The sequence below is a fragment of the Streptomyces sp. NBC_00237 genome (assembly GCF_026342435.1).
Lineage (GTDB): Bacteria > Actinomycetota > Actinomycetes > Streptomycetales > Streptomycetaceae > Streptomyces.
Map to the genome: position 1 here is coordinate 59,871 of NZ_JAPEMT010000003.1, position 17,089 is coordinate 76,959.

The following is a 17,089-nucleotide window of genomic DNA, read 5'->3' on the forward strand; positions in this document are numbered from 1 at the left end:
CCCGGGGACGGGGGCCCGCTCACCCCTGCCGCTGCTCCAGCAGCTCGACCAGGACCGGTACGTGACTTCGTCCGGGGTCCTGCACGGCGGTGACCAGCGTGACGGTTCCTGCGCGCGCCATCTCAAGAAGCCGCTCGACTGCCTGCGCGGGCCCCGGCTCCGCCAGCTCCGCGCGATAGCGGTCCCGGAACTCCGCGAAGTCCAGCTCCCCCGCGTGCAGGGCGGAACGCAGCCCGTTCGAAGGCGTCGCGTCCTTCAGCCACTCGTCGACCGCCGCCCGCTCCTTGGACACCCCGCGTGGCCACAGCCTGTCCACCAGCACGCGCCGGCCGTCCCCCGGCTCGGGCGGATCGTATACGCGGCGCACCTGCCAGCCGCTCCCACGCTTCATGCCCCACCGCCTCCTTGACCAGGGCGTTTCGTACGTTTCCCACCCTAGGCGCTGTGCGGGGTTCAGGCTTCGTAGGTGGTGGCGGACGTGGTGGCGCGGGTGCGCAGGACGGTGCGGAGCCATGGCGGAGTGAGGAGTTCCGCGTGGGGGGCGAGTTGCCAGAGGGCCCATTCGGCGTGGCGGGCGTCCTGGAAGGTGACCTCCAGGAGGAGGCGGCCTTCGGGGTCGGTTCGTTCGGAGAGGACGGTCAGGGCGGTGGCCGTGAGGTCCTTCCGGCGGGACGGGGGGAGCCGGACCAGCGCGGTGACCTGGTCGCCGCCGGTACGGAAGCCGGTGCTGCGGTCCCGCCAGGCGCGGTCCAGGTCGACGTGGTCGGGGCGTTCAGCGGGTTCCGGGAGGGCCTCGGCGGCCAGGATACGGGACAGACGGTAGGTGCGGTCCTCGCCGGAGCGGATGGCCAGCAGGTAGCCCTGGTCCCGCACGGTGACCAGGCCGACCGGGTCCACCGTGCGCCATTTCGGGGGCTGGTCCACCGCCGCGTACCGGATGCGCACCTTGTGGCCGGTGAGGACGGCGTGGCGGATGGGGGATGCGACGGCGGCGGGGAGGTCTTCGGTGTCGAGCCGACGGGAGAGCAGGTCGGTCTCGGGGTCGACGAGGAGGCGTTCGGCCACGGTGATGGCGGTGTCGCGCTGGTTCTCGGGGAGGGCGTCGACCACCTTGAGCATGGCCGAAGCGAGTGCCGAGCCCAGGCCGAACACCTGCGCCCCGCGCCGCGATCCGGCGACCAGCAGGGCGAGGGCCTCGTCGTGGTTGAGTCCGGTGAGTTCCGTACGGAAGCCGGGGAGCAGGGCGAATCCGCCGTGCCGACCGCGTTCGGCGTGGACCGGGACTCCGGCTGCGGACAGCGCCTCGATGTCGCGCAGCACGGTGCGCGTGGACACCTCCAGCTCGTGGGCCAGCGCGGTCGCGGACATGCGGCCGCGCTGGCGCAGGAGGAGGACGAGGGAGACCAGTCGATCGGCGCGCATGCGACGACTGTAGAAGACGGCAAGGGGCACTTCGGGGCCGGGCCGAGGGGCAGCCCGGGGCCGGGCCGGGGACAGGCTGTCTGCCGCAGGCGACCTATTTCCCCGCCGCCCCTCCCGCCGCCTCCGCGAGCGCTTCGGCCAGCTGCGTGCGGGCGCGGGCGGGCACGTAGCCGCCGTCCGTGTAGTTCCGGGAGAAGTCTTCGACGAACCCTGCCGGGTCGTCCCCGACGATCTCGCTGATCGGCGTCCCGTTCGTCGCCGCTCCCTCGAAGAGGTCCGCGAGGTCCTCGAACATGGCCGCGTTGTTCTCGCCGTCCGTCGGCACGAAGTGCATCAGGTGCCGCTCGATCGCCCCGACCGCCGCGCGGTAGGGCTCGGGAAGCTCCTTGGCGCGCACCTTGTACGCCTTCCAGCGCTTCTTGGGCCCGATCACCTTCGCGAGGAACCCGGTGCTTTCGACGGTGCCTTTCGCGGTGCCTTGCGCGGTGCCTTCGACGTCTGCCATGGTCATGCGCCCCCTTCGCGGAGCTGAGCGAGTCGTTCCGTGAGGAAGCTCCAGGTCCTCCAGAACTCCGCGAGGTACTCCCGTCCTTGTGCGTTGAGGGAGAACACCTTGCGCGGCGGCCCCTTCTCGGACGGAACCTTCTGTACGTCGACGAGGCCGCGCTTCTCGACCCTGACGAGCAGCGCGTAGATCGTGCCCTCGGCGATGTCGGAGAAGCCCTGCTCCCGCAGCTCCGCCGTGATCTCGTAGCCGTACGCGGGCCGCCCGGACAGGATCGCGAGAACGATTCCCTCCAGCGTGCCCTTGAGCATTTCCGTTTCCAGCTTGGTCATGGAACACCTCCTTTCCGATGCGAGCGATGCTATTCAGTGTTGCTGAGTACCAGTACAGCGTAACGCTGACTACCAGTACTTAGCAAGAAAGAATAGCGGGAAGGAGGTCGCGCCGCCTCAGCCGAGCCCCGGGATCCGTGAGATCAGCAGGTCGATGGCCTTGATGCCGACGAAGGGGAGGATCAGGCCGCCGAGTCCGTAGATCGTGAGGTTGCGACGCAGCAGGTCGTGCGCGGAGGCCGGGGTGTAGCGGACCCCGCGCAGCGCGAGGGGGATCAGCGCGATGATGATCAGCGCGTTGAAGATGATGGCGGAGGCGATGGCCGAGGTGGGGCTGTGCAGGCCCATGATGTTGAGGGCGTCGAGACCCGGATGGGCGGCGGTGAACATCGCGGGGATGATCGCGAAGTACTTCGCGACGTCGTTCGTGATGGAGAAGGTCGTCAACGCGCCCCGGGTGATGAGGAGTTGCTTGCCGATCTCGACGATCTCGACGAGCTTGGTCGGGTTGGAGTCCAGGTCCACCATGTTCCCGGCCTCCTTCGCGGCCGAGGTCCCGGTGTTCATCGCCACGCCGACGTCCGCCTGAGCCAGGGCGGGAGCGTCGTTGGTGCCGTCTCCCGTCATCGCGACCAGCTTGCCCCCGGCCTGCTCCCGCTTGATCAGCGCCAACTTGTCCTCGGGAGTGGCCTCGGCGAGGAAGTCGTCGACACCCGCTTCCTCAGCGATGGCACGGGCCGTCAGCGGGTTGTCGCCCGTGATCATCACCGTACGGATCCCCATCCGGCGCAGTTGCGCGAAGCGCTCCCGGATGCCTTCCTTGACGACGTCCTTGAGGTGCACGATGCCGAGCACGCGCGGACCGTACGCATCGTGCACCGCCACCAGGAGCGGGGTCCCGCCACCCGCCGCGACGGTGTCCGACCAGTGCAGCGCTTCGGGCGGGACCGCACCCCCGTACATCCGCACCCACTCCACGACCTGCGCGGACGCCCCCTTGCGGATCGACGTCGCGGAGCCGTCGGGGCGGCGCATGTCGATGCCGCTCAGCCGCGTCCGCGCGCTGAACTCCACGAACCGTACGTTCCCCAACTCCCCCTCGGCGGGCTCCCGCAGCCCGTACCGCTGCTTGGCCAGGACGACGACCGAGCGGCCCTCCGGGGTCTCGTCGGCGAGCGAGGCCAACTGGGCGGCGTCGGCGAGCGCCGCTTCCGTGACGCCGGGCAGGGGCACGAAGGCGGCGGCCTCGCGGTTGCCGAGGGTGATGGTGCCGGTCTTGTCGAGGAGGAGGGTGTCGACGTCGCCCGCCGCCTCCACCGCCCGGCCGGACATGGCCAGGACGTTGCGCTGGACCAGCCGGTCCATGCCCGCGATGCCGATCGCGGAGAGCAGCGCCCCGATGGTGGTCGGGATGAGCGTGACGAGGAGGGCGACCAGGACGGTCGTGGACTGGGCGGCGTCCGCGTAGCCCGCCATCGGGGCGAGGGCGACGACGACGAGCACGAAGGTGACGGTGAGGGCGGCGAGGAGGATGTTGAGGGCGATCTCGTTCGGGGTCTTCTGCCGGGACGCGCCCTCGACCAGGGCGATCATCCGGTCCAGGAAGGAGTGTCCCGGGCGGGAGGTGACGCGCACGACGATGCGGTCGGAGAGGACCTTCGTGCCGCCGGTCACGCCCGAGCGGTCGCCGCCCGACTCCCGTATGACGGGGGCGGATTCGCCGGTCACCGCCGATTCGTCGACCGCCGCGACGCCGTCGACCACGTCGCCGTCCGCCGGGACGATCTCGCCCGCGCGGACCACCACGAAGTCGAACAGCTGGAGGTCGGTCGCGGCGACCCGCTCGGTCTCGCCCCTGCTCTCGGCGCGGTCGAGGTCCGTGCCGTACTGCCAGTGCCGCAGGCGCAGGGCCGTCGTGTCCGTGCGGGCCTTGCGCAGCGACGCGGCCTGCGCCTTGCCCCGGCCCTCGGCGACGGCCTCCGCGAGCTGCGCGAAGACCACCGTCAGCCAGAGCCAGCCGCTGATCACCCAGGCGAAGACGGACGGGTGGATCAGCGCGGAGAGAGTGGTGAGGACCGAGCCGACCCCGACGACGAAGAGCACCGGGTTGCGGACGAGGGTGCGCGGATGCAGTTTGCGCAGGGCCTCGGGGAGGGCTTTGAGGAGGAGTACGGGGTCGAGGAGGCGGGTGCGGCTGCTGTGACGCGGTACGGGGGCCGGCGCGTGCGGCGGGGTGCGGGGGCCCGGAGGTGCTTGCGGGGGAGCGGTGGGAAGCATCGCGGGGCTGGCCTTCTGGGGAGGGGGAGGTTCCGTCGTGGGCCCGACCGCGCCCACGAGGCGGACAGCGGGCGCGGCCCGTGGGGGAATCTAAGGTTCCGGCAAGGGCGAATCGCCCTGCGGGGCGCGGAATTGGCGCGTCCCATACGGGGAGCGGGCGGGCGGCGGTGCGCGGTGCCAGGGACGCGTAGGGATACGGCGGAACGGCGTCAGCGCTGCGTCAAGGCCGCCGCCGGGGTGGTACGGCGCGCTGGAGGATGAGGCTCTGGACGCCTGCGGGTTCCCATGGCCCGTACCGCACCTTTCACATCGTCGTCCTGGTCCAAGTGGGCTTTCTCGCAGGGAAGTTGAGAAGCAAATGACCGTGGAGAACATCGTCGGGATCGTCGTCGCCTTCGCCCTCGTGGGGTACCTGGTCCTCGCCCGGCTCCACCCGGACAAGTTCTGAACACCGACGCCGCAGGGGTGGGGGAAGGGCAGCGGCTGACTCAAGTGCCCGGCAGGCGCGGCAGGTTGAAGGTCTACCTCGGTGCCGCCCCCGGCGTCGGCAAGACGTACCGGATGCTCGACGAGGCCCGGCGCAGGGCCGGGCGCGGCACCGATGTGGTGATCGGCTCCGTACGCTGCCACGGCCGCCCGCACACCGAGGCGCTCCTCGACGCGCTCCTCGGGATGCCGGAGGGCGACGGGGCGGCCGTGCTGGAGTACGTCGCCCTGGACGACGTGCTCGCCCGGCAGCCGCGCGAGGTCCTGGTGGACGAGCTCGCCCACCCCGCCGAGGCGGACGGCTCCAGGCCCGCGCACTGGCGGGTCGTGGAGGAGTTCCTGGCCGCCGGGACGGACGTCGTCACGACGTTGAACATCCAGCACCTGGAGTCCCTCAAGGACGTCGTCGAGAAGATCACCGGCACGCCGCAGCACGACACCGTCCCCGACGACTTCGTGCGCCGCGCCGATCAGATCGAACTCGTCGACATGCCCCCGGACGCGCTGCGCCGCCGCATGGCCCACGGCGACATCCACCCGCCCGAGCGCATCGACGCGGCCCTCGGCCACTACTTCCGCGAGGACAACCTCGCCGCCCTGCGCGAACTCGCCCTGCTGTGGCTGGCCGACCGCGTCGACGAGAAGTTGCGCGCCGAACGCCGTACGCCCGATGCGTGGGCACGCCGTACGCCCGACGCGTGGGGACGCCGTACGCCCGACGCGTGGCGGGCCCGGGAGCGCGTCGTCGTCGCGCTCCCCGGCGGCTCCGAGGGCGAGACCCTGATCCGCCGTGCGGCCAGGATCGCCGACCGGGCCGCGCACGGGGCGCTGCTCGCCGTCCACGTCGTACGCAGCGACGGCCTCGCGGCGGGTTCCTCGCACGGCGCGCTGGCCAGGCAGCGGCAGCTCGTGGAGCGCCTGGGCGGTACGTACCACTCGGTCGTCGGGGGCCGGGTGCCGTCCGCGCTGGTTGAGTTCGCGCGGGCGGAGAACGCCACGCAGGTGGTGCTGGGCACCAGCAGGAGGGGCAGGCTGGAGCGGTTCCTCACCGGCCGGGGCATCGGCGACACCACGGTCGCGCTCTGCGCGGACGTCGACATCGACGTACGCATGGTCGCCCACGAGCGCGCCGGGGGCGGCAGGCTGCTGCCCTCGCGCCGCCGGACCCTGCCGACGTCCCGGCTGGTCGCGGGGCCGGTCGCCGGGCTGGTCCTGCCCTTACTGCTGACCTTCCTCCTCGACCGGTTCCGGGGGACGCTGAACCTCACGAGTGAGGCGCTGCTGTACCTGGTGACGGTGCTGGGCGTCGCGTGCATCGGCGGGGTCGTCTCGGCGGTGGTCGGGGCCGTCACCGCGTCGCTGCTGCTCAACTACTGGTTCATACCGCCGAGGGGGCGGTTCACGGTCGCGGAGCCGGACAATCTGCTGGCGCTCGCCGGGTTCGTGGTGGTGGCCGGTACGGCTGCGGTCATGGCGGACCGCTCGCTGCGGCTGTCGCGGCGGGCGGCGCGGGCGACGGCGGAGGCCGAGACGATGTCGGCACTGGCCGGGAGCATCGTCCGGGGCGACCGGGCCATCGAGGCGCTGCTGACGCGGGCGCGGGAGACGTTCGGGGTGGCGTCGGCCGAGCTGGTGGAGGCGGGTGTGCCGCCGGCCGGGGGACGGGCGGTGCGGGACTGTGGCGCGATCACTCAAGTGCCGGTCGGTGAGGGCCTGTTGCTCGTCCTGTACGGCCGTACGCTCGACGCGGCGGAGCGCCGCGTCCTCACCGCCTTCGCGGCGCACGTCGCCGCCGCCGTCGAGCGGGACCGGCTCGCCGAGGCGGCGGCCGAGGCGGAACCCATCAAGGCCGCGGACCGGATGCGCACCGCGCTCCTGGCCGCCGTCAGCCACGACCTGCGGACCCCGTTGGCCGCGGGCTGGGCGGCCGTCGGCTCGCTGCGCAGCCCCGGCGTCGACTTCACCGCGGAGGAACGCGAGGAGCTGCTCGCCACCGCCGAGGAGTCCATGGCCCGACTCGGCCGCCTCATCGACAACCTCCTCGACATGAGCAGGCTCCAGGCGGGCGCGCTCACGCTGGCCCTGCGGCCGACCGCGTTCGGGGAGGTGCTGCCCGGCGCGCTGGACGGTCTGCTCACGGACCCGTCCCAGGTCGTGGCCACGGACCTGGCGTCGGCACCGGAGGTGCTCAGCGATCCGCCGCTGCTGGAACGGGTGATCGCCCACCTCGTCGCCAACGCCGTCCGTCACTCCCCGCCCGACCGCCCCGTACGCCTCTCCGCGAGCCGCCTCGCCGACCGGGTGGAACTGCGCGTCACCGACCGGGGCCCCGGGCTGCCTCCCAAGGACCGGGACCGGGTCTTCGTCCCCTTCCAGCGCCTGGGCGACACCGACAACACCAAGGGGGTGGGGCTGGGGCTCGCGCTGGCACGGGGGCTGACCGAGGCCATGGGAGGCACGCTGCTCCCGGAGGACACGCCGGGGGGCGGGCTCACGATGGTGGTGTCGTTGAGGGGTGCGGGTGCGGGTGCGGGTGCGGGTGCGGGTGCTGGTCCGGCTGCCGGTGCCGCTGCGGGCGTGAGCGCGTCGGCTGGCCCGTATGGGGCGCGTCAAGACCCGTAGGGGACGCGTCAAGAGGAGCACTGTGGGCGTCAGGGGCGCGTTAACGCAGGTCAAAGGGCGCTCAGGAGGGGCTTATCTCTTCCTGGGACGTACGGCGCAGGCCGCACGGCCCGGGTCGTGAGACCTGCCTCTACCCACCCACTCATTCAGGAGTCTGCGATGGCCGATCTGGCCTTCGTCGTGACCACGCTCGCGGTTTTCGCGTTGGTGGCACTCGTCGCCAAGGGGGTGACGAAGCTGTGACTGCCGAGAACATCGTCGGGCTCGTCGTAGCCGTCTCCCTGCTGGGTTATCTGATCCTCGCCCTTGTGTACCCGGAGAGGTTCTGAGCCCGTTATGTCTCCTGTGTTTGCCGGAGTCCTCCAACTCCTCGCGCTGATCGCCGCGTTGGCGCTCGCGTACCGCCCGCTCGGCGACTACATGGCCGGTGTCTACTCCTCCCCGAAGCATCTGCGGGTGGAGAAGTGGATCTACAAGGCGATCGGCGCCAACCCGTCCACGGAAATGCGGTGGCCCGCCTACCTGCGCGGTGTCCTCGGCTTCTCGCTGGTCAGCGTGCTCTTCCTCTACCTGATGCAGCGGGTGCAGGGCAGCCTGCCCGGCTCCCTCGGCTTCTCCTCGATCGACCCGGACCAGGCGTTCAACACCGCCGCGTCCTTCGTCGCGAACACCAACTGGCAGTCGTACTCCGGCGAGCAGGCCATGGGCCACGTCGTGCAGACCGGCGGGCTCGCGGTGCAGAACTTCGTGTCCGCGGCCGTCGGCATGGCCGTCGCCGCCGCCCTGGTACGGGGCTTCGCCCGCTCCCGCACCGGGGAACTGGGCAACTTCTGGGCCGACCTGGTGCGCGGCACGGTCCGCATCCTGCTCCCGATCTCCGTGATCGGCGCACTCGTCCTCGTCGCCTGCGGGGCGATCCAGAACTTCTCCGGCATTCACGAGGTCGGGCAGTTCACGGGCGGCACGCAGCAGTGGAACGGCGGTGCGGTCGCCTCGCAGGAGGTCATCAAGGAACTGGGCACCAACGGTGGCGGTTACTTCAACGCCAACTCCGCCCATCCCTTCGAGAACCCCGACGCGTTCTCCAACCTCTTCGAGGTCTTCCTGATCCTGGTGATCCCGTTCGCCCTGACCCGCACCTTCGGCAAGATGGTCGGCTCGGTCAAGCAGGGTTACGCGATCCTCGCGACGATGGCGACCATCTGGATCGGGTTCACCGCGCTGATGCTGTGGACGGAGTCCGCGCACCACGGACCGGCGTTCGACCTGGCCGGTGGCGCGATGGAAGGCAAGGAGACCCGGTTCGGGATCGGCGGCTCGGCGATCTTCTCCGTCGCCACGACGCTGACGTCGACCGGCGCGGTCAACTCCTTCCACTCCTCCAACACCGGCCTCGGCGGCGGGATCAACCTCCTGGGCATGCAGCTCGGCGAGATCGCCCCCGGCGGCGTCGGCTCCGGCCTGTACGGCATGCTGATCATGGCGGTCATCGCGGTGTTCATCGCCGGTCTCATGGTCGGCCGCACCCCGGAGTACCTGGGCAAGAAGATCGGCACCCGGCAGATCAAGTTCGCCGCCTGCTACATCCTCATCACGCCCGCCCTGGTCCTCGGATTCACCGCCGTCGCGATGGCGGTGGACGGTCCCAGCGATTCGATGCTGAACTCCGGGGCGCACGGCTTCTCCGAGATCCTCTACGCCTACACCTCCGGCGCGAACAACAACGGCTCCGCCTTCGGCGGCCTCAGTGCCGACACCACCTGGTTCAACTCCACCATCGGGATCGCGATGCTGCTGGGCCGCTTCCTGCCGATGGTCTTCGTCCTCGCGCTGGCCGGATCGCTGGCGGAGCAGACCCCGGTACCGGAGACGGCGGGCACGCTGCGTACGCAGAAGCCGCTGTTCACGGGCCTGCTGGTCGGCACCATCATGATCATCACCGGTCTCACCTACTTCCCCGCGCTCGCGCTGGGACCGCTTGCCGAAGGGCTCGCATCATGAGCACACCTACTGTGACCCGGGCCCCGCACCCGGATGTTCCCACTGGTCACAAGCCCGAGAGCGGCAGGGTGGGCGGGGGCCTCTTCGACCCGAAGCAGCTCCTGAAGTCCTTCCCCGACGCGATCCGCAAGCTCGACCCCCGGGTGATGATCAAGTCCCCGGTGATGTTCGTGGTCGAGATCGGGTCGGTACTGACCACGGTCTTCGCGATCATGAATCCCGGTGACTGGTTCGGCTGGGCGATCACCGCCTGGCTCTGGCTGACCACGATCTTCGCCAACCTCGCCGAAGCCGTCGCCGAGGGGCGCGGCAAGGCGCAGGCCGACACCCTGCGCAAGGCCAAGACCGACACCGTCGCCCGCAGGATGAACGGGTCGCACGAGGAGCGCGTGCCCGGCACCGACCTGCGCATCGGCGACCTGGTCGTCTGCGAGGCGGGGGACGTCATCCCCGGTGACGGAGACGTGGTCGAGGGCGTCGCCTCGGTCGACGAGTCCGCCATCACCGGCGAGTCCGCCCCCGTCATCCGCGAGTCGGGCGGCGACCGCTGTGCCGTCACCGGCGGCACGAAGGTCCTCTCCGACCGTGTCGTCATCAAGATCACGACGAAGCCGGGCGAGACCTTCATCGACCGGATGATCAACCTGGTCGAGGGTGCGGCCCGGCAGAAGACGCCCAACGAGATCGCGCTGAACATCCTGCTCGCGTCCCTCACCATCGTCTTCCTGCTGGCCGTCGTCACCCTCCAGCCGTTCGCCACGTACGCCGGCGCCGCGCAGTCGATGATCGTGCTGGTCGCGCTTCTCGTCTGCCTCATCCCGACCACCATCGGGGCGCTGCTCTCCGCGATCGGCATCGCGGGCATGGACCGGCTGGTCCAGCGCAACGTCCTGGCCATGTCCGGGCGGGCGGTCGAAGCGGCGGGCGACGTGTCGACACTGCTGCTCGACAAGACCGGCACCATCACCCTCGGCAACCGCCAGGCGGCGGAGTTCCTGCCCGTACGAGGAGTGACCGAGGCCGAGGTGGCGGACGCCGCCCAGCTCTCCTCGCTCTCCGACGAGACTCCCGAGGGCCGTTCCATCGTCGTACTGGCGAAGGAGAAGTACGGGCTGCGCGAGCGTCACCAGGGCGAGCTGGTCGGAGCCGAGTGGGTGGCGTTCACCGCCCAGACCCGGATGTCGGGTGTGGACGTGGACGGACGCAAGGTGCGCAAGGGCGCGACCGGATCGGTCGCGGCCTGGGTGAAGGAGCAGGGCGGCCGTGTCGCCGACGACGCGCAGGAACTCACCGACCGGATTTCCCAGGCTGGTGGCACGCCGCTGCTGGTGGCTGTGGAAGACGCTGACGGCGCGCGCGTCCTCGGTGTCATCCACCTCAAGGACGTCGTCAAGGAAGGCATGCGCGAGCGGTTCGACGAGCTCCGCCGGATGGGCATCAAGACGGTCATGATCACGGGTGACAACCCGCTGACCGCCAAGGCCATCGCCGAAGAGGCAGGCGTGGACGACTTCCTCGCCGAGGCCACTCCCGAGGACAAGATGGCGCTGATCAAGCGGGAGCAGGCCGGGGGCAAGCTGGTCGCGATGACGGGAGACGGCACCAACGACGCTCCCGCCCTGGCTCAGGCGGACGTCGGCGTGGCGATGAACACCGGGACCTCGGCCGCGAAGGAGGCCGGGAACATGGTGGACCTGGACTCCAATCCGACCAAGCTCATCGAGATCGTCGAGATCGGCAAGCAACTCCTCATCACCCGGGGCGCGTTGACGACATTCTCGATCGCCAACGACGTCGCGAAGTACTTCGCGATCATCCCCGCGATGTTCGCCGTGGTCTACCCGGGCCTGGACAAGCTCAACGTCATGGGCCTGTCCTCCCCGCAGTCCGCGATCCTCGCCGCGGTCATCTTCAACGCGCTGATCATCATCGCGCTGGTCCCGCTCGCCCTGAAGGGCGTCCAGTACCGGCCGATGAGCGCGGACCGGATGCTCCGCCGCAACATCGGGATCTACGGAATCGGGGGCCTGGTCGCCCCGTTCATCGGCATCAAGATCATTGACCTGCTCCTCTCCCTCATCCCCGGGCTGCGTTAACCAGAAAGCGTGCTGATCACGTCATGAACAACTCCGTAGGAAACACTGGCCGGTTGCTGCTGGCGGGCCTGCGCGCGCTGATCGTCCTGACGATCGTGTGCGGTGTGATCTACCCGCTCGCGGTCACCGGCATCGCCCAGGCCGCCTTCTCCGACAAGGCCAACGGTTCCGAGATCAAGGACCCCGCGACCGGCAAGGCCGTCGGCTCCGAGCTGATCGGCCAGAGCTACAACCTGCCGCTGAAGAACCCGGACGACCCGGAGGAATCCCCGAAGGCGGACCTGCGCTGGTTCCAGCCGCGTCCCTCCAACGGTCTGGGTGCCAACAGCGTCAACACCCAGTACAAGCTGATCCTCTCCGGCGCGACCAACCTCTCCGGCGACAGCGGTGCGGTGGACGGCAGGTGCCCGGCCAAGCTGTCCGACTACACGACCGAGGACGAGCAGGGCACCCTCTGCTACAAGGTGCTCTCCGCCCGGCAGGCCGTCATCCAGGACAACTCGGTGAGCGGCTACACGGTCAAGCCGTCCGACATCCCCGCCGAGGCGGTCACCTCCTCCGGCTCCGGCCTGGACCCGCACATCTCCCCGGCCTACGCCGCCCTCCAGTCCCACCGGGTCGCGGAGAAGAACAAGCTCGACGTCGCAGCCGTCGACAAGCTCGTCGCCGACAACACGGACAACCGCACCCTCGGCTTCCTCGGCGAGCCCCGCGTCAACGTCCTCAAGCTCAACCTCGCCCTCAAGTCCCTTGTGGCCAAGGGCTGATGGGCTTAACAACCGCACCGCGCGGCAGTGGGCGGGATCCCGTTCGCACGGGGTCCCGCCCACTGCCACCGTATCGACAGGAAGGTCGCACACCGATGAGCCGGGTGCTGGTGGTGGAGGACGACCCACAGCTCGTCCGGGCCCTCGTGATCAACCTCCAGGCGCGGGAGTTCGGGGTCGACGCCGCCCCCGACGGCGCCAGCGCGCTCCGCATCGCGGCGGCGCGCCAACCGGACGCGATCCTCCTGGACCTCGGACTGCCGGACATGGACGGCATAGACGTGATCAAGGCACTGCGCGCCTGGACCAAGGCACCCGTCCTCGTCCTCTCCGCCCGCCGCAGTTCGCCCGAGAAGATAGAGGCATTCGAAGCGGGAGCCGACGACTACCTCACCAAGCCGTTCAGCATGGACGAGCTGCTCGCCCGGCTCCGCGCGTCCCTCCGTCGTACGCATCCGGGCCGCGAGGCACCCGAGGAGGCGGCCGTCGTCGACACCGGCGACTTCTCCGTGAACCTGGTCGCCAAGAAGGTGAGCCGGGACGGACACGACGTACGGCTCACGCCCACCGAGTGGCAGCTCCTCGAAATACTGATCTGCAATCCGGGCAGGCTCATCTCCCAGCGCCGCCTCCTCCAGGACGTCTGGGGCCCCGCCCACGCCCGCAACACCAACTACCTCCGGGTCTACATGGCCCAGCTCCGGCGCAAGCTGGAGCCCGACCCCTCCCACCCCCGGTACCTCATCACCGAACCCGGCATGGGCTACCGCTTCGAGGCATGAGAGACACACCAAAGTCATGGGACGCGGCACGCGCGGCAAACTCAGGATCTACCTCGGTGCGGCACCCGGCGTCGGCAAGACGTACGCGATGCTCTCCGAAGCCCACCGCAGGGTCGAGCGCGGCACCGACTGCGTCGTCGCCTTCGTCGAACACCACAACCGCGCCCGTACGGAGACGATGCTGCACGGCCTCGAACAGGTCGAGCGGCGCGAACTCACCCACCGGGGCGCGGTGTTCACCGAGATGGACGTCGACGAGGTCCTCAGCCGCCGCCCCGCCGTCGCCCTCGTCGACGAACTCGCCCACACCAACGTCCCCGGCTGCCGCAACGCCAAGCGCTGGCAGGACGTCGAGGAACTCCTCGCCGCCGGCATCGACGTCGTCTCCGCCGTCAACATCCAGCACCTGGAGTCCCTCGGCGACGTCGTCGAGTCGATAACAGGAGTGCGCCAGCGCGAGACCGTCCCCGACGAGGTGGTCCGCCGCGCCGACCAGATCGAACTGGTCGACATGTCACCGCAGGCCCTGCGCCGCCGCATGGCGCACGGCAACATCTACCGGCCCGACAGGATCGACGCCGCGCTCTCCCACTACTTCCGGCCCGGAAACCTCACCGCCCTGCGGGAGTTGGCGCTCCTGTGGACCGCCGACCGGGTCGACGAGTACCTCCAGGAGTACCGGACCGACCACCAGGTCTCGACGATCTGGGGTTCCCGCGAACGCATCGTCGTCGGCCTCACCGGCGGCCCCGAGGGCCGCACCCTCGTCCGGCGTGCCGTCCGCCTCGCCGAGAAGGGCGCGGGCGGCGAGGTCCTGGCCGTCTACATCGGCCGCAGCGACGGCCTCACCGCCGCCTCACCCAAGGAACTCGCCGTCCAGCGCACCCTGGTGGAGGAACTCGGCGGCACCTTCCACCACGTGATCGGCGACGACGTTCCGGCCTCCCTGCTGGAGTTCGCACGCGGCGTCAACGCCACCCAGATCGTGCTGGGGGTCAGCCGCCGAAGGACCTGGCAGTACGTGCTGGGGCCCGGCGTCAGCTCCACCGTCGCCCGCGAATCCGGCCCCGACCTCGACGTGCACATCGTCACCCACGACGAGGCAGGGGCAGGCCGCCACCGACCCCTGCCCACCGCGCGAGGCGCCCGCCTCGGCCGCCACCGCACCCTCTGGGGCTGGCTCACCGGCCTCGGCGGACCGGCCCTCCTCACCCTCCTCCTCAGCGACTTCGCGCCCGAAGTCGGCCTCGCCAACGACATGTTGCTGTACCTGACCGTGACGATCGCCGCCGCGCTGCTCGGCGGACTGCTGCCCGCGCTCGCCTCGGCGGTCGTCGGCACCCTCCTCCTGAACTGGTTCTTCACCCCGCCCATCGGGAAGCTGACCATCAGCGACCCCAAGAACATCGTCGCCCTCGCCGTCTTCGTCACGATCGCCTTCGCGGTCGCCTCCGTCGTCGACCTCGCCGCCCGCCGCACCCACCAAGCGGCCCGGCTGCGCACCGAGTCGGAGATCCTCTCCTTCCTCGCGGGCAGCGTCCTGCGCGGCGAGACGACACTCGACGCCCTGCTGGAACGCGTCCGGGAGACCTTCGGCATGGAGTCCGTGGCCCTCCTGGAACGGGAGAGCGACGTCGAGCCCTGGACCTGCGTCGGCAGCACGGGCCCCGCCCCCGCCGAACGCCCCGAGGCCGCCGACGTCGAAATGCCCGTCGGCGACCACCTCGCGCTCGCCCTCTCCGGGCGGGTCCTCCCGGCCGAGGACCGGCGCGTCCTGGGCGCTTTCGCCGCCCAGGCCGTCGTCGTACTGGACCGTCAACGCCTGGTCGGCCAGGCCGAGGACGCCCGCCGCCAGGCCCAGGACAACAAGATCCGCACCTCACTCCTCGCCGCCGTCAGTCACGACCTGCGCACCCCGCTCGCCGCCATCAAGGCCGCCGTCACCTCCCTGCGCTCCGACGACGTCGCCTTCTCGGCGGCGGACGAGGCGGAACTCCTCGCGGGCATCGAAGCGGGCGCCGACCGCCTCGACCACCTGGTCGGCAACCTCCTCGACATGTCCCGCCTCCAGACCGGCACCGTCACCCCGCTGATCCGCACCGTCGACCTCGACGAGGTCGTCCCCATGGCGCTCGTCGGCATCCCCGACGGCAGCGTCCTCCTGGACGTTCCGGAGAGCCTCCCCATGGTCCGGGTCGACAAGGGCCTGCTGGAGAGGGTCGTCGCCAACGTCGTCGAGAACGCCGTCAAGTACAGCCCCGACGACACCCCGGTGCTCGTCGCGGCCAGCGCCCTCGCCGACCGCGTCGAACTCCGCGTGACCGACCGGGGCCCCGGCGTCCCCGACGAGGCCAAGGACCGTATCTTCGAGGCTTTCCAGCGGTACGGGGACAGCCCGCGCGGCGCCGGAGTCGGCCTGGGCCTCGCGGTCGCGCGGGGCTTCGTCGAGGCGATGGACGGCACGCTCAGCGCGGAGGACACTCCCGGCGGCGGCCTCACCATGGTCCTCAGCCTGCGCACCGAACCGGGCGTCCACCGGCCCGGCCGGACCTCGGCCGTCGAGGGCGCGGTGTGACCCGTCAGCTCTGGTGGGGGCTGGGATCACTGCCGGGGGCTCCGCCCCCGGACCCCTGGCCCGCCTTCGGCGGGATGAGTCCCCTACCCCGCCCCTTCACCTCAAGCGCTCGCCGCGCGGCTGTCTCGGATGCGTGCGGTGCGTCGTGGTTGCTCGCGCAGTTCCCCGCGCCCCTGGAGGGAGGGCTGCTTCGCAGGCTCAGCAGGTACTTCGCGGTGAGAGCCACGCCCGGGTCGTCGTCCGTGGACAGGTCCGCGAGGGCGCGGGATGCCGTGGGGCCCGGGATGTCCGCGAGGGCCTGGGTGAGGCGTCTGCGGGCGGGCGGGTTCTTGGCGGTGCGGGCCAAGCGGTCGACGAAGCCCGTGGCGATGTGGTCCGCCGGGGAGGGTGCGTCCGTCAGGGAGGGGGCGTCCTCCTCGGCGGTGTGGGTCGCGAGGGCGCTGAGCGCGTCGGCCGCGTCCACGTCGTTCATGCCCCGGACGACCATGTCGAGCAGGATCGGGACCGCGTCGGTCACGCCCCGCGTCCCGAGTGCGAGCGCGGCGGTCCCCCGGACCGCGAGATCGGGGTGCGTGAGGGCGCTCCTCAGTACATCGGTCACCTCGCGGTCCGGGATCGCGGCGAGAGCCTGCACGGCACGCTTGCGCACCCTGGCCGACGTCGCGCCGAGCCCCTCTTCCAGCAGGGCCGACACGCTCCGGCCCGACCGTGCCAGGGCCCAGCGCAGAGCGCCCGCCACATTCGGTTCCGGCTCGCTGAGCAATGCCTCGACCAGAGCCTCCACCGGCACCGGCACCTCCTCGGTGGAGGAGAGCGCGGCGCTCTGGCGTCTGGCGGGGTTCGTCGAACCGAGGGCCTGGAGCATCGCCGTGGTCTGGAGGACGTCCTCCCAGCCCGCCGGTTCCGCGGCGTCGATCCGGCTCAGCCGGTTGAGCAGCTCGGTCTCGGCGGCGATGCGTGCGCGGGTCTGGCGGATGAGGTCGGCGACGAGGTCGGACGGGGTGAAGGCCGGGTCGTCCAGGGCACGGCCGACGTCCCGCAGCGACAGCCCCAGCGACCGCAGGCTCTCGATGTGGAAGACCCGCCGGATGTCTTCGCCGGAGTACTCCCGGTAGCCCGCGGCACTGCGCTCCGAGGGGCGCACCAGGCCGAGCGACTCGTAGTGCCGGAGCATGCGGGCGCTGACCCCGGACCTCCGCGCCACCTCACCGATCAGCACTGTTC

General features: G+C 70.7%; 14 protein-coding genes and 1 pseudogene. 9 read left to right on the forward strand and 6 right to left on the reverse strand.

Features of this window, described 5'->3' with window-relative positions; all coding sequences use genetic code 11:
- Positions 1 to 19 precede the first annotated feature (19 nt).
- The 5 genes from OG897_RS27165 to kdpB (OG897_RS27185) all read right to left on the reverse strand — a co-directional run bounded on the left by OG897_RS27165 (position 20) and on the right by kdpB (OG897_RS27185) (position 4,536).
- Positions 20 to 391, reverse strand: coding sequence for a DUF488 domain-containing protein (locus OG897_RS27165; protein WP_266660669.1), 372 nt, complete (start codon positions 389 to 391; stop codon positions 20 to 22).
- 62 nt (positions 392 to 453) lie between these two features.
- Positions 454 to 1,422: a YafY family protein gene (locus tag OG897_RS27170; protein ID WP_266660670.1), complete on the reverse strand. Its 969-nt coding sequence runs from the start codon at positions 1,420 to 1,422 to the stop codon at positions 454 to 456.
- Positions 1,423 to 1,516: 94 nt separating this feature from the next.
- Positions 1,517 to 1,927, reverse strand: coding sequence for a DUF1048 domain-containing protein (locus tag OG897_RS27175; protein ID WP_266660672.1), 411 nt, complete (start codon positions 1,925 to 1,927; stop codon positions 1,517 to 1,519).
- 2 nt (positions 1,928 to 1,929) lie between these two features.
- Positions 1,930 to 2,259 (reverse strand): PadR family transcriptional regulator, encoded by a 330-nt coding sequence (locus tag OG897_RS27180; protein ID WP_266660675.1) that lies wholly within the window; start codon positions 2,257 to 2,259, stop codon positions 1,930 to 1,932.
- Between the two features lie 117 nt (positions 2,260 to 2,376).
- Positions 2,377 to 4,536: a potassium-transporting ATPase subunit KdpB gene (gene kdpB / locus OG897_RS27185; protein ID WP_266660677.1), complete on the reverse strand. Its 2,160-nt coding sequence runs from the start codon at positions 4,534 to 4,536 to the stop codon at positions 2,377 to 2,379.
- Positions 4,537 to 4,894: 358 nt separating this feature from the next.
- Between kdpB (OG897_RS27185) and kdpF (OG897_RS27190) the strand changes: the two genes are divergently transcribed.
- From kdpF (OG897_RS27190) to OG897_RS27230, 9 genes are all read left to right on the forward strand, one after another.
- Positions 4,895 to 4,984: a K(+)-transporting ATPase subunit F gene (gene kdpF / locus OG897_RS27190; RefSeq protein WP_266660679.1), complete on the forward strand. Its 90-nt coding sequence runs from the start codon at positions 4,895 to 4,897 to the stop codon at positions 4,982 to 4,984.
- A gap of 35 nt (positions 4,985 to 5,019) precedes the next feature.
- Positions 5,020 to 7,644, forward strand: coding sequence for an ATP-binding protein (locus tag OG897_RS27195; RefSeq protein ID WP_266662441.1), 2,625 nt, complete (start codon positions 5,020 to 5,022; stop codon positions 7,642 to 7,644).
- 117 nt (positions 7,645 to 7,761) lie between these two features.
- The gene (locus tag OG897_RS27200) at positions 7,762 to 7,887 is read left to right on the forward strand and encodes a hypothetical protein (RefSeq protein WP_266660681.1); all 126 of its coding nucleotides are present in this window, start codon (positions 7,762 to 7,764) and stop codon (positions 7,885 to 7,887) included.
- On the forward strand, positions 7,884 to 7,973 hold the full coding sequence (gene kdpF, locus OG897_RS27205; protein ID WP_138907650.1) for a K(+)-transporting ATPase subunit F: 90 nt from the start codon (positions 7,884 to 7,886) through the stop codon (positions 7,971 to 7,973). Before OG897_RS27200 ends, kdpF (OG897_RS27205) begins: the two co-directional genes overlap by 4 nt.
- A 7-nt stretch (positions 7,974 to 7,980) precedes the next feature.
- Positions 7,981 to 9,645: a potassium-transporting ATPase subunit KdpA gene (gene kdpA, locus OG897_RS27210; RefSeq protein ID WP_266660685.1), complete on the forward strand. Its 1,665-nt coding sequence runs from the start codon at positions 7,981 to 7,983 to the stop codon at positions 9,643 to 9,645.
- Positions 9,642 to 11,741: a potassium-transporting ATPase subunit KdpB gene (gene kdpB, locus OG897_RS27215; RefSeq protein WP_266660687.1), complete on the forward strand. Its 2,100-nt coding sequence runs from the start codon at positions 9,642 to 9,644 to the stop codon at positions 11,739 to 11,741. Before kdpA ends, kdpB (OG897_RS27215) begins: the two co-directional genes overlap by 4 nt.
- Before the next feature lie 23 nt (positions 11,742 to 11,764).
- Complete coding sequence (locus OG897_RS27220; RefSeq protein ID WP_266660689.1) at positions 11,765 to 12,508, forward strand: potassium-transporting ATPase subunit C; 744 nt, start codon at positions 11,765 to 11,767, stop codon at positions 12,506 to 12,508.
- 95 nt (positions 12,509 to 12,603) lie between these two features.
- Positions 12,604 to 13,290 (forward strand): response regulator, encoded by a 687-nt coding sequence (locus OG897_RS27225; protein WP_266660691.1) that lies wholly within the window; start codon positions 12,604 to 12,606, stop codon positions 13,288 to 13,290.
- A gap of 16 nt (positions 13,291 to 13,306) precedes the next feature.
- Positions 13,307 to 15,865 carry a DUF4118 domain-containing protein gene (locus OG897_RS27230; RefSeq protein ID WP_266660693.1) on the forward strand — a complete coding sequence of 853 codons (2,559 nt, stop codon included), beginning with the start codon at positions 13,307 to 13,309 and terminating at the stop codon, positions 15,863 to 15,865.
- Between the two features lie 184 nt (positions 15,866 to 16,049).
- On the opposite strand, the pseudogene OG897_RS27235 reads toward OG897_RS27230, so the two are convergent.
- Positions 16,050 to 17,084: pseudogene (locus OG897_RS27235) on the reverse strand (HEAT repeat domain-containing protein); the annotation flags it as partial.
- Positions 17,085 to 17,089 lie beyond the last annotated feature (5 nt).

Coding starts and splice junctions, on each gene's coding strand:
- OG897_RS27180 (WP_266660675.1), bottom strand. CDS start 2,259: ATGACCAAGCTGGAAACGGAAATGCTCAAGGGCACGCTGGAGGGAATC.
- kdpA (WP_266660685.1), top strand. CDS start 7,981: ATGTCTCCTGTGTTTGCCGGAGTCCTCCAACTCCTCGCGCTGATCGCC.
- OG897_RS27225 (WP_266660691.1), top strand. CDS start 12,604: ATGAGCCGGGTGCTGGTGGTGGAGGACGACCCACAGCTCGTCCGGGCC.
- OG897_RS27175 (WP_266660672.1), bottom strand. CDS start 1,927: ATGGCAGACGTCGAAGGCACCGCGCAAGGCACCGCGAAAGGCACCGTC.
- OG897_RS27165 (WP_266660669.1), bottom strand. CDS start 391: ATGAAGCGTGGGAGCGGCTGGCAGGTGCGCCGCGTATACGATCCGCCC.
- kdpB (WP_266660687.1), top strand. CDS start 9,642: ATGAGCACACCTACTGTGACCCGGGCCCCGCACCCGGATGTTCCCACT.
- OG897_RS27170 (WP_266660670.1), bottom strand. CDS start 1,422: ATGCGCGCCGATCGACTGGTCTCCCTCGTCCTCCTCCTGCGCCAGCGC.
- kdpB (WP_266660677.1), bottom strand. CDS start 4,536: ATGCTTCCCACCGCTCCCCCGCAAGCACCTCCGGGCCCCCGCACCCCG.
- OG897_RS27220 (WP_266660689.1), top strand. CDS start 11,765: ATGAACAACTCCGTAGGAAACACTGGCCGGTTGCTGCTGGCGGGCCTG.
- OG897_RS27230 (WP_266660693.1), top strand. CDS start 13,307: ATGGGACGCGGCACGCGCGGCAAACTCAGGATCTACCTCGGTGCGGCA.
- kdpF (WP_266660679.1), top strand. CDS start 4,895: ATGACCGTGGAGAACATCGTCGGGATCGTCGTCGCCTTCGCCCTCGTG.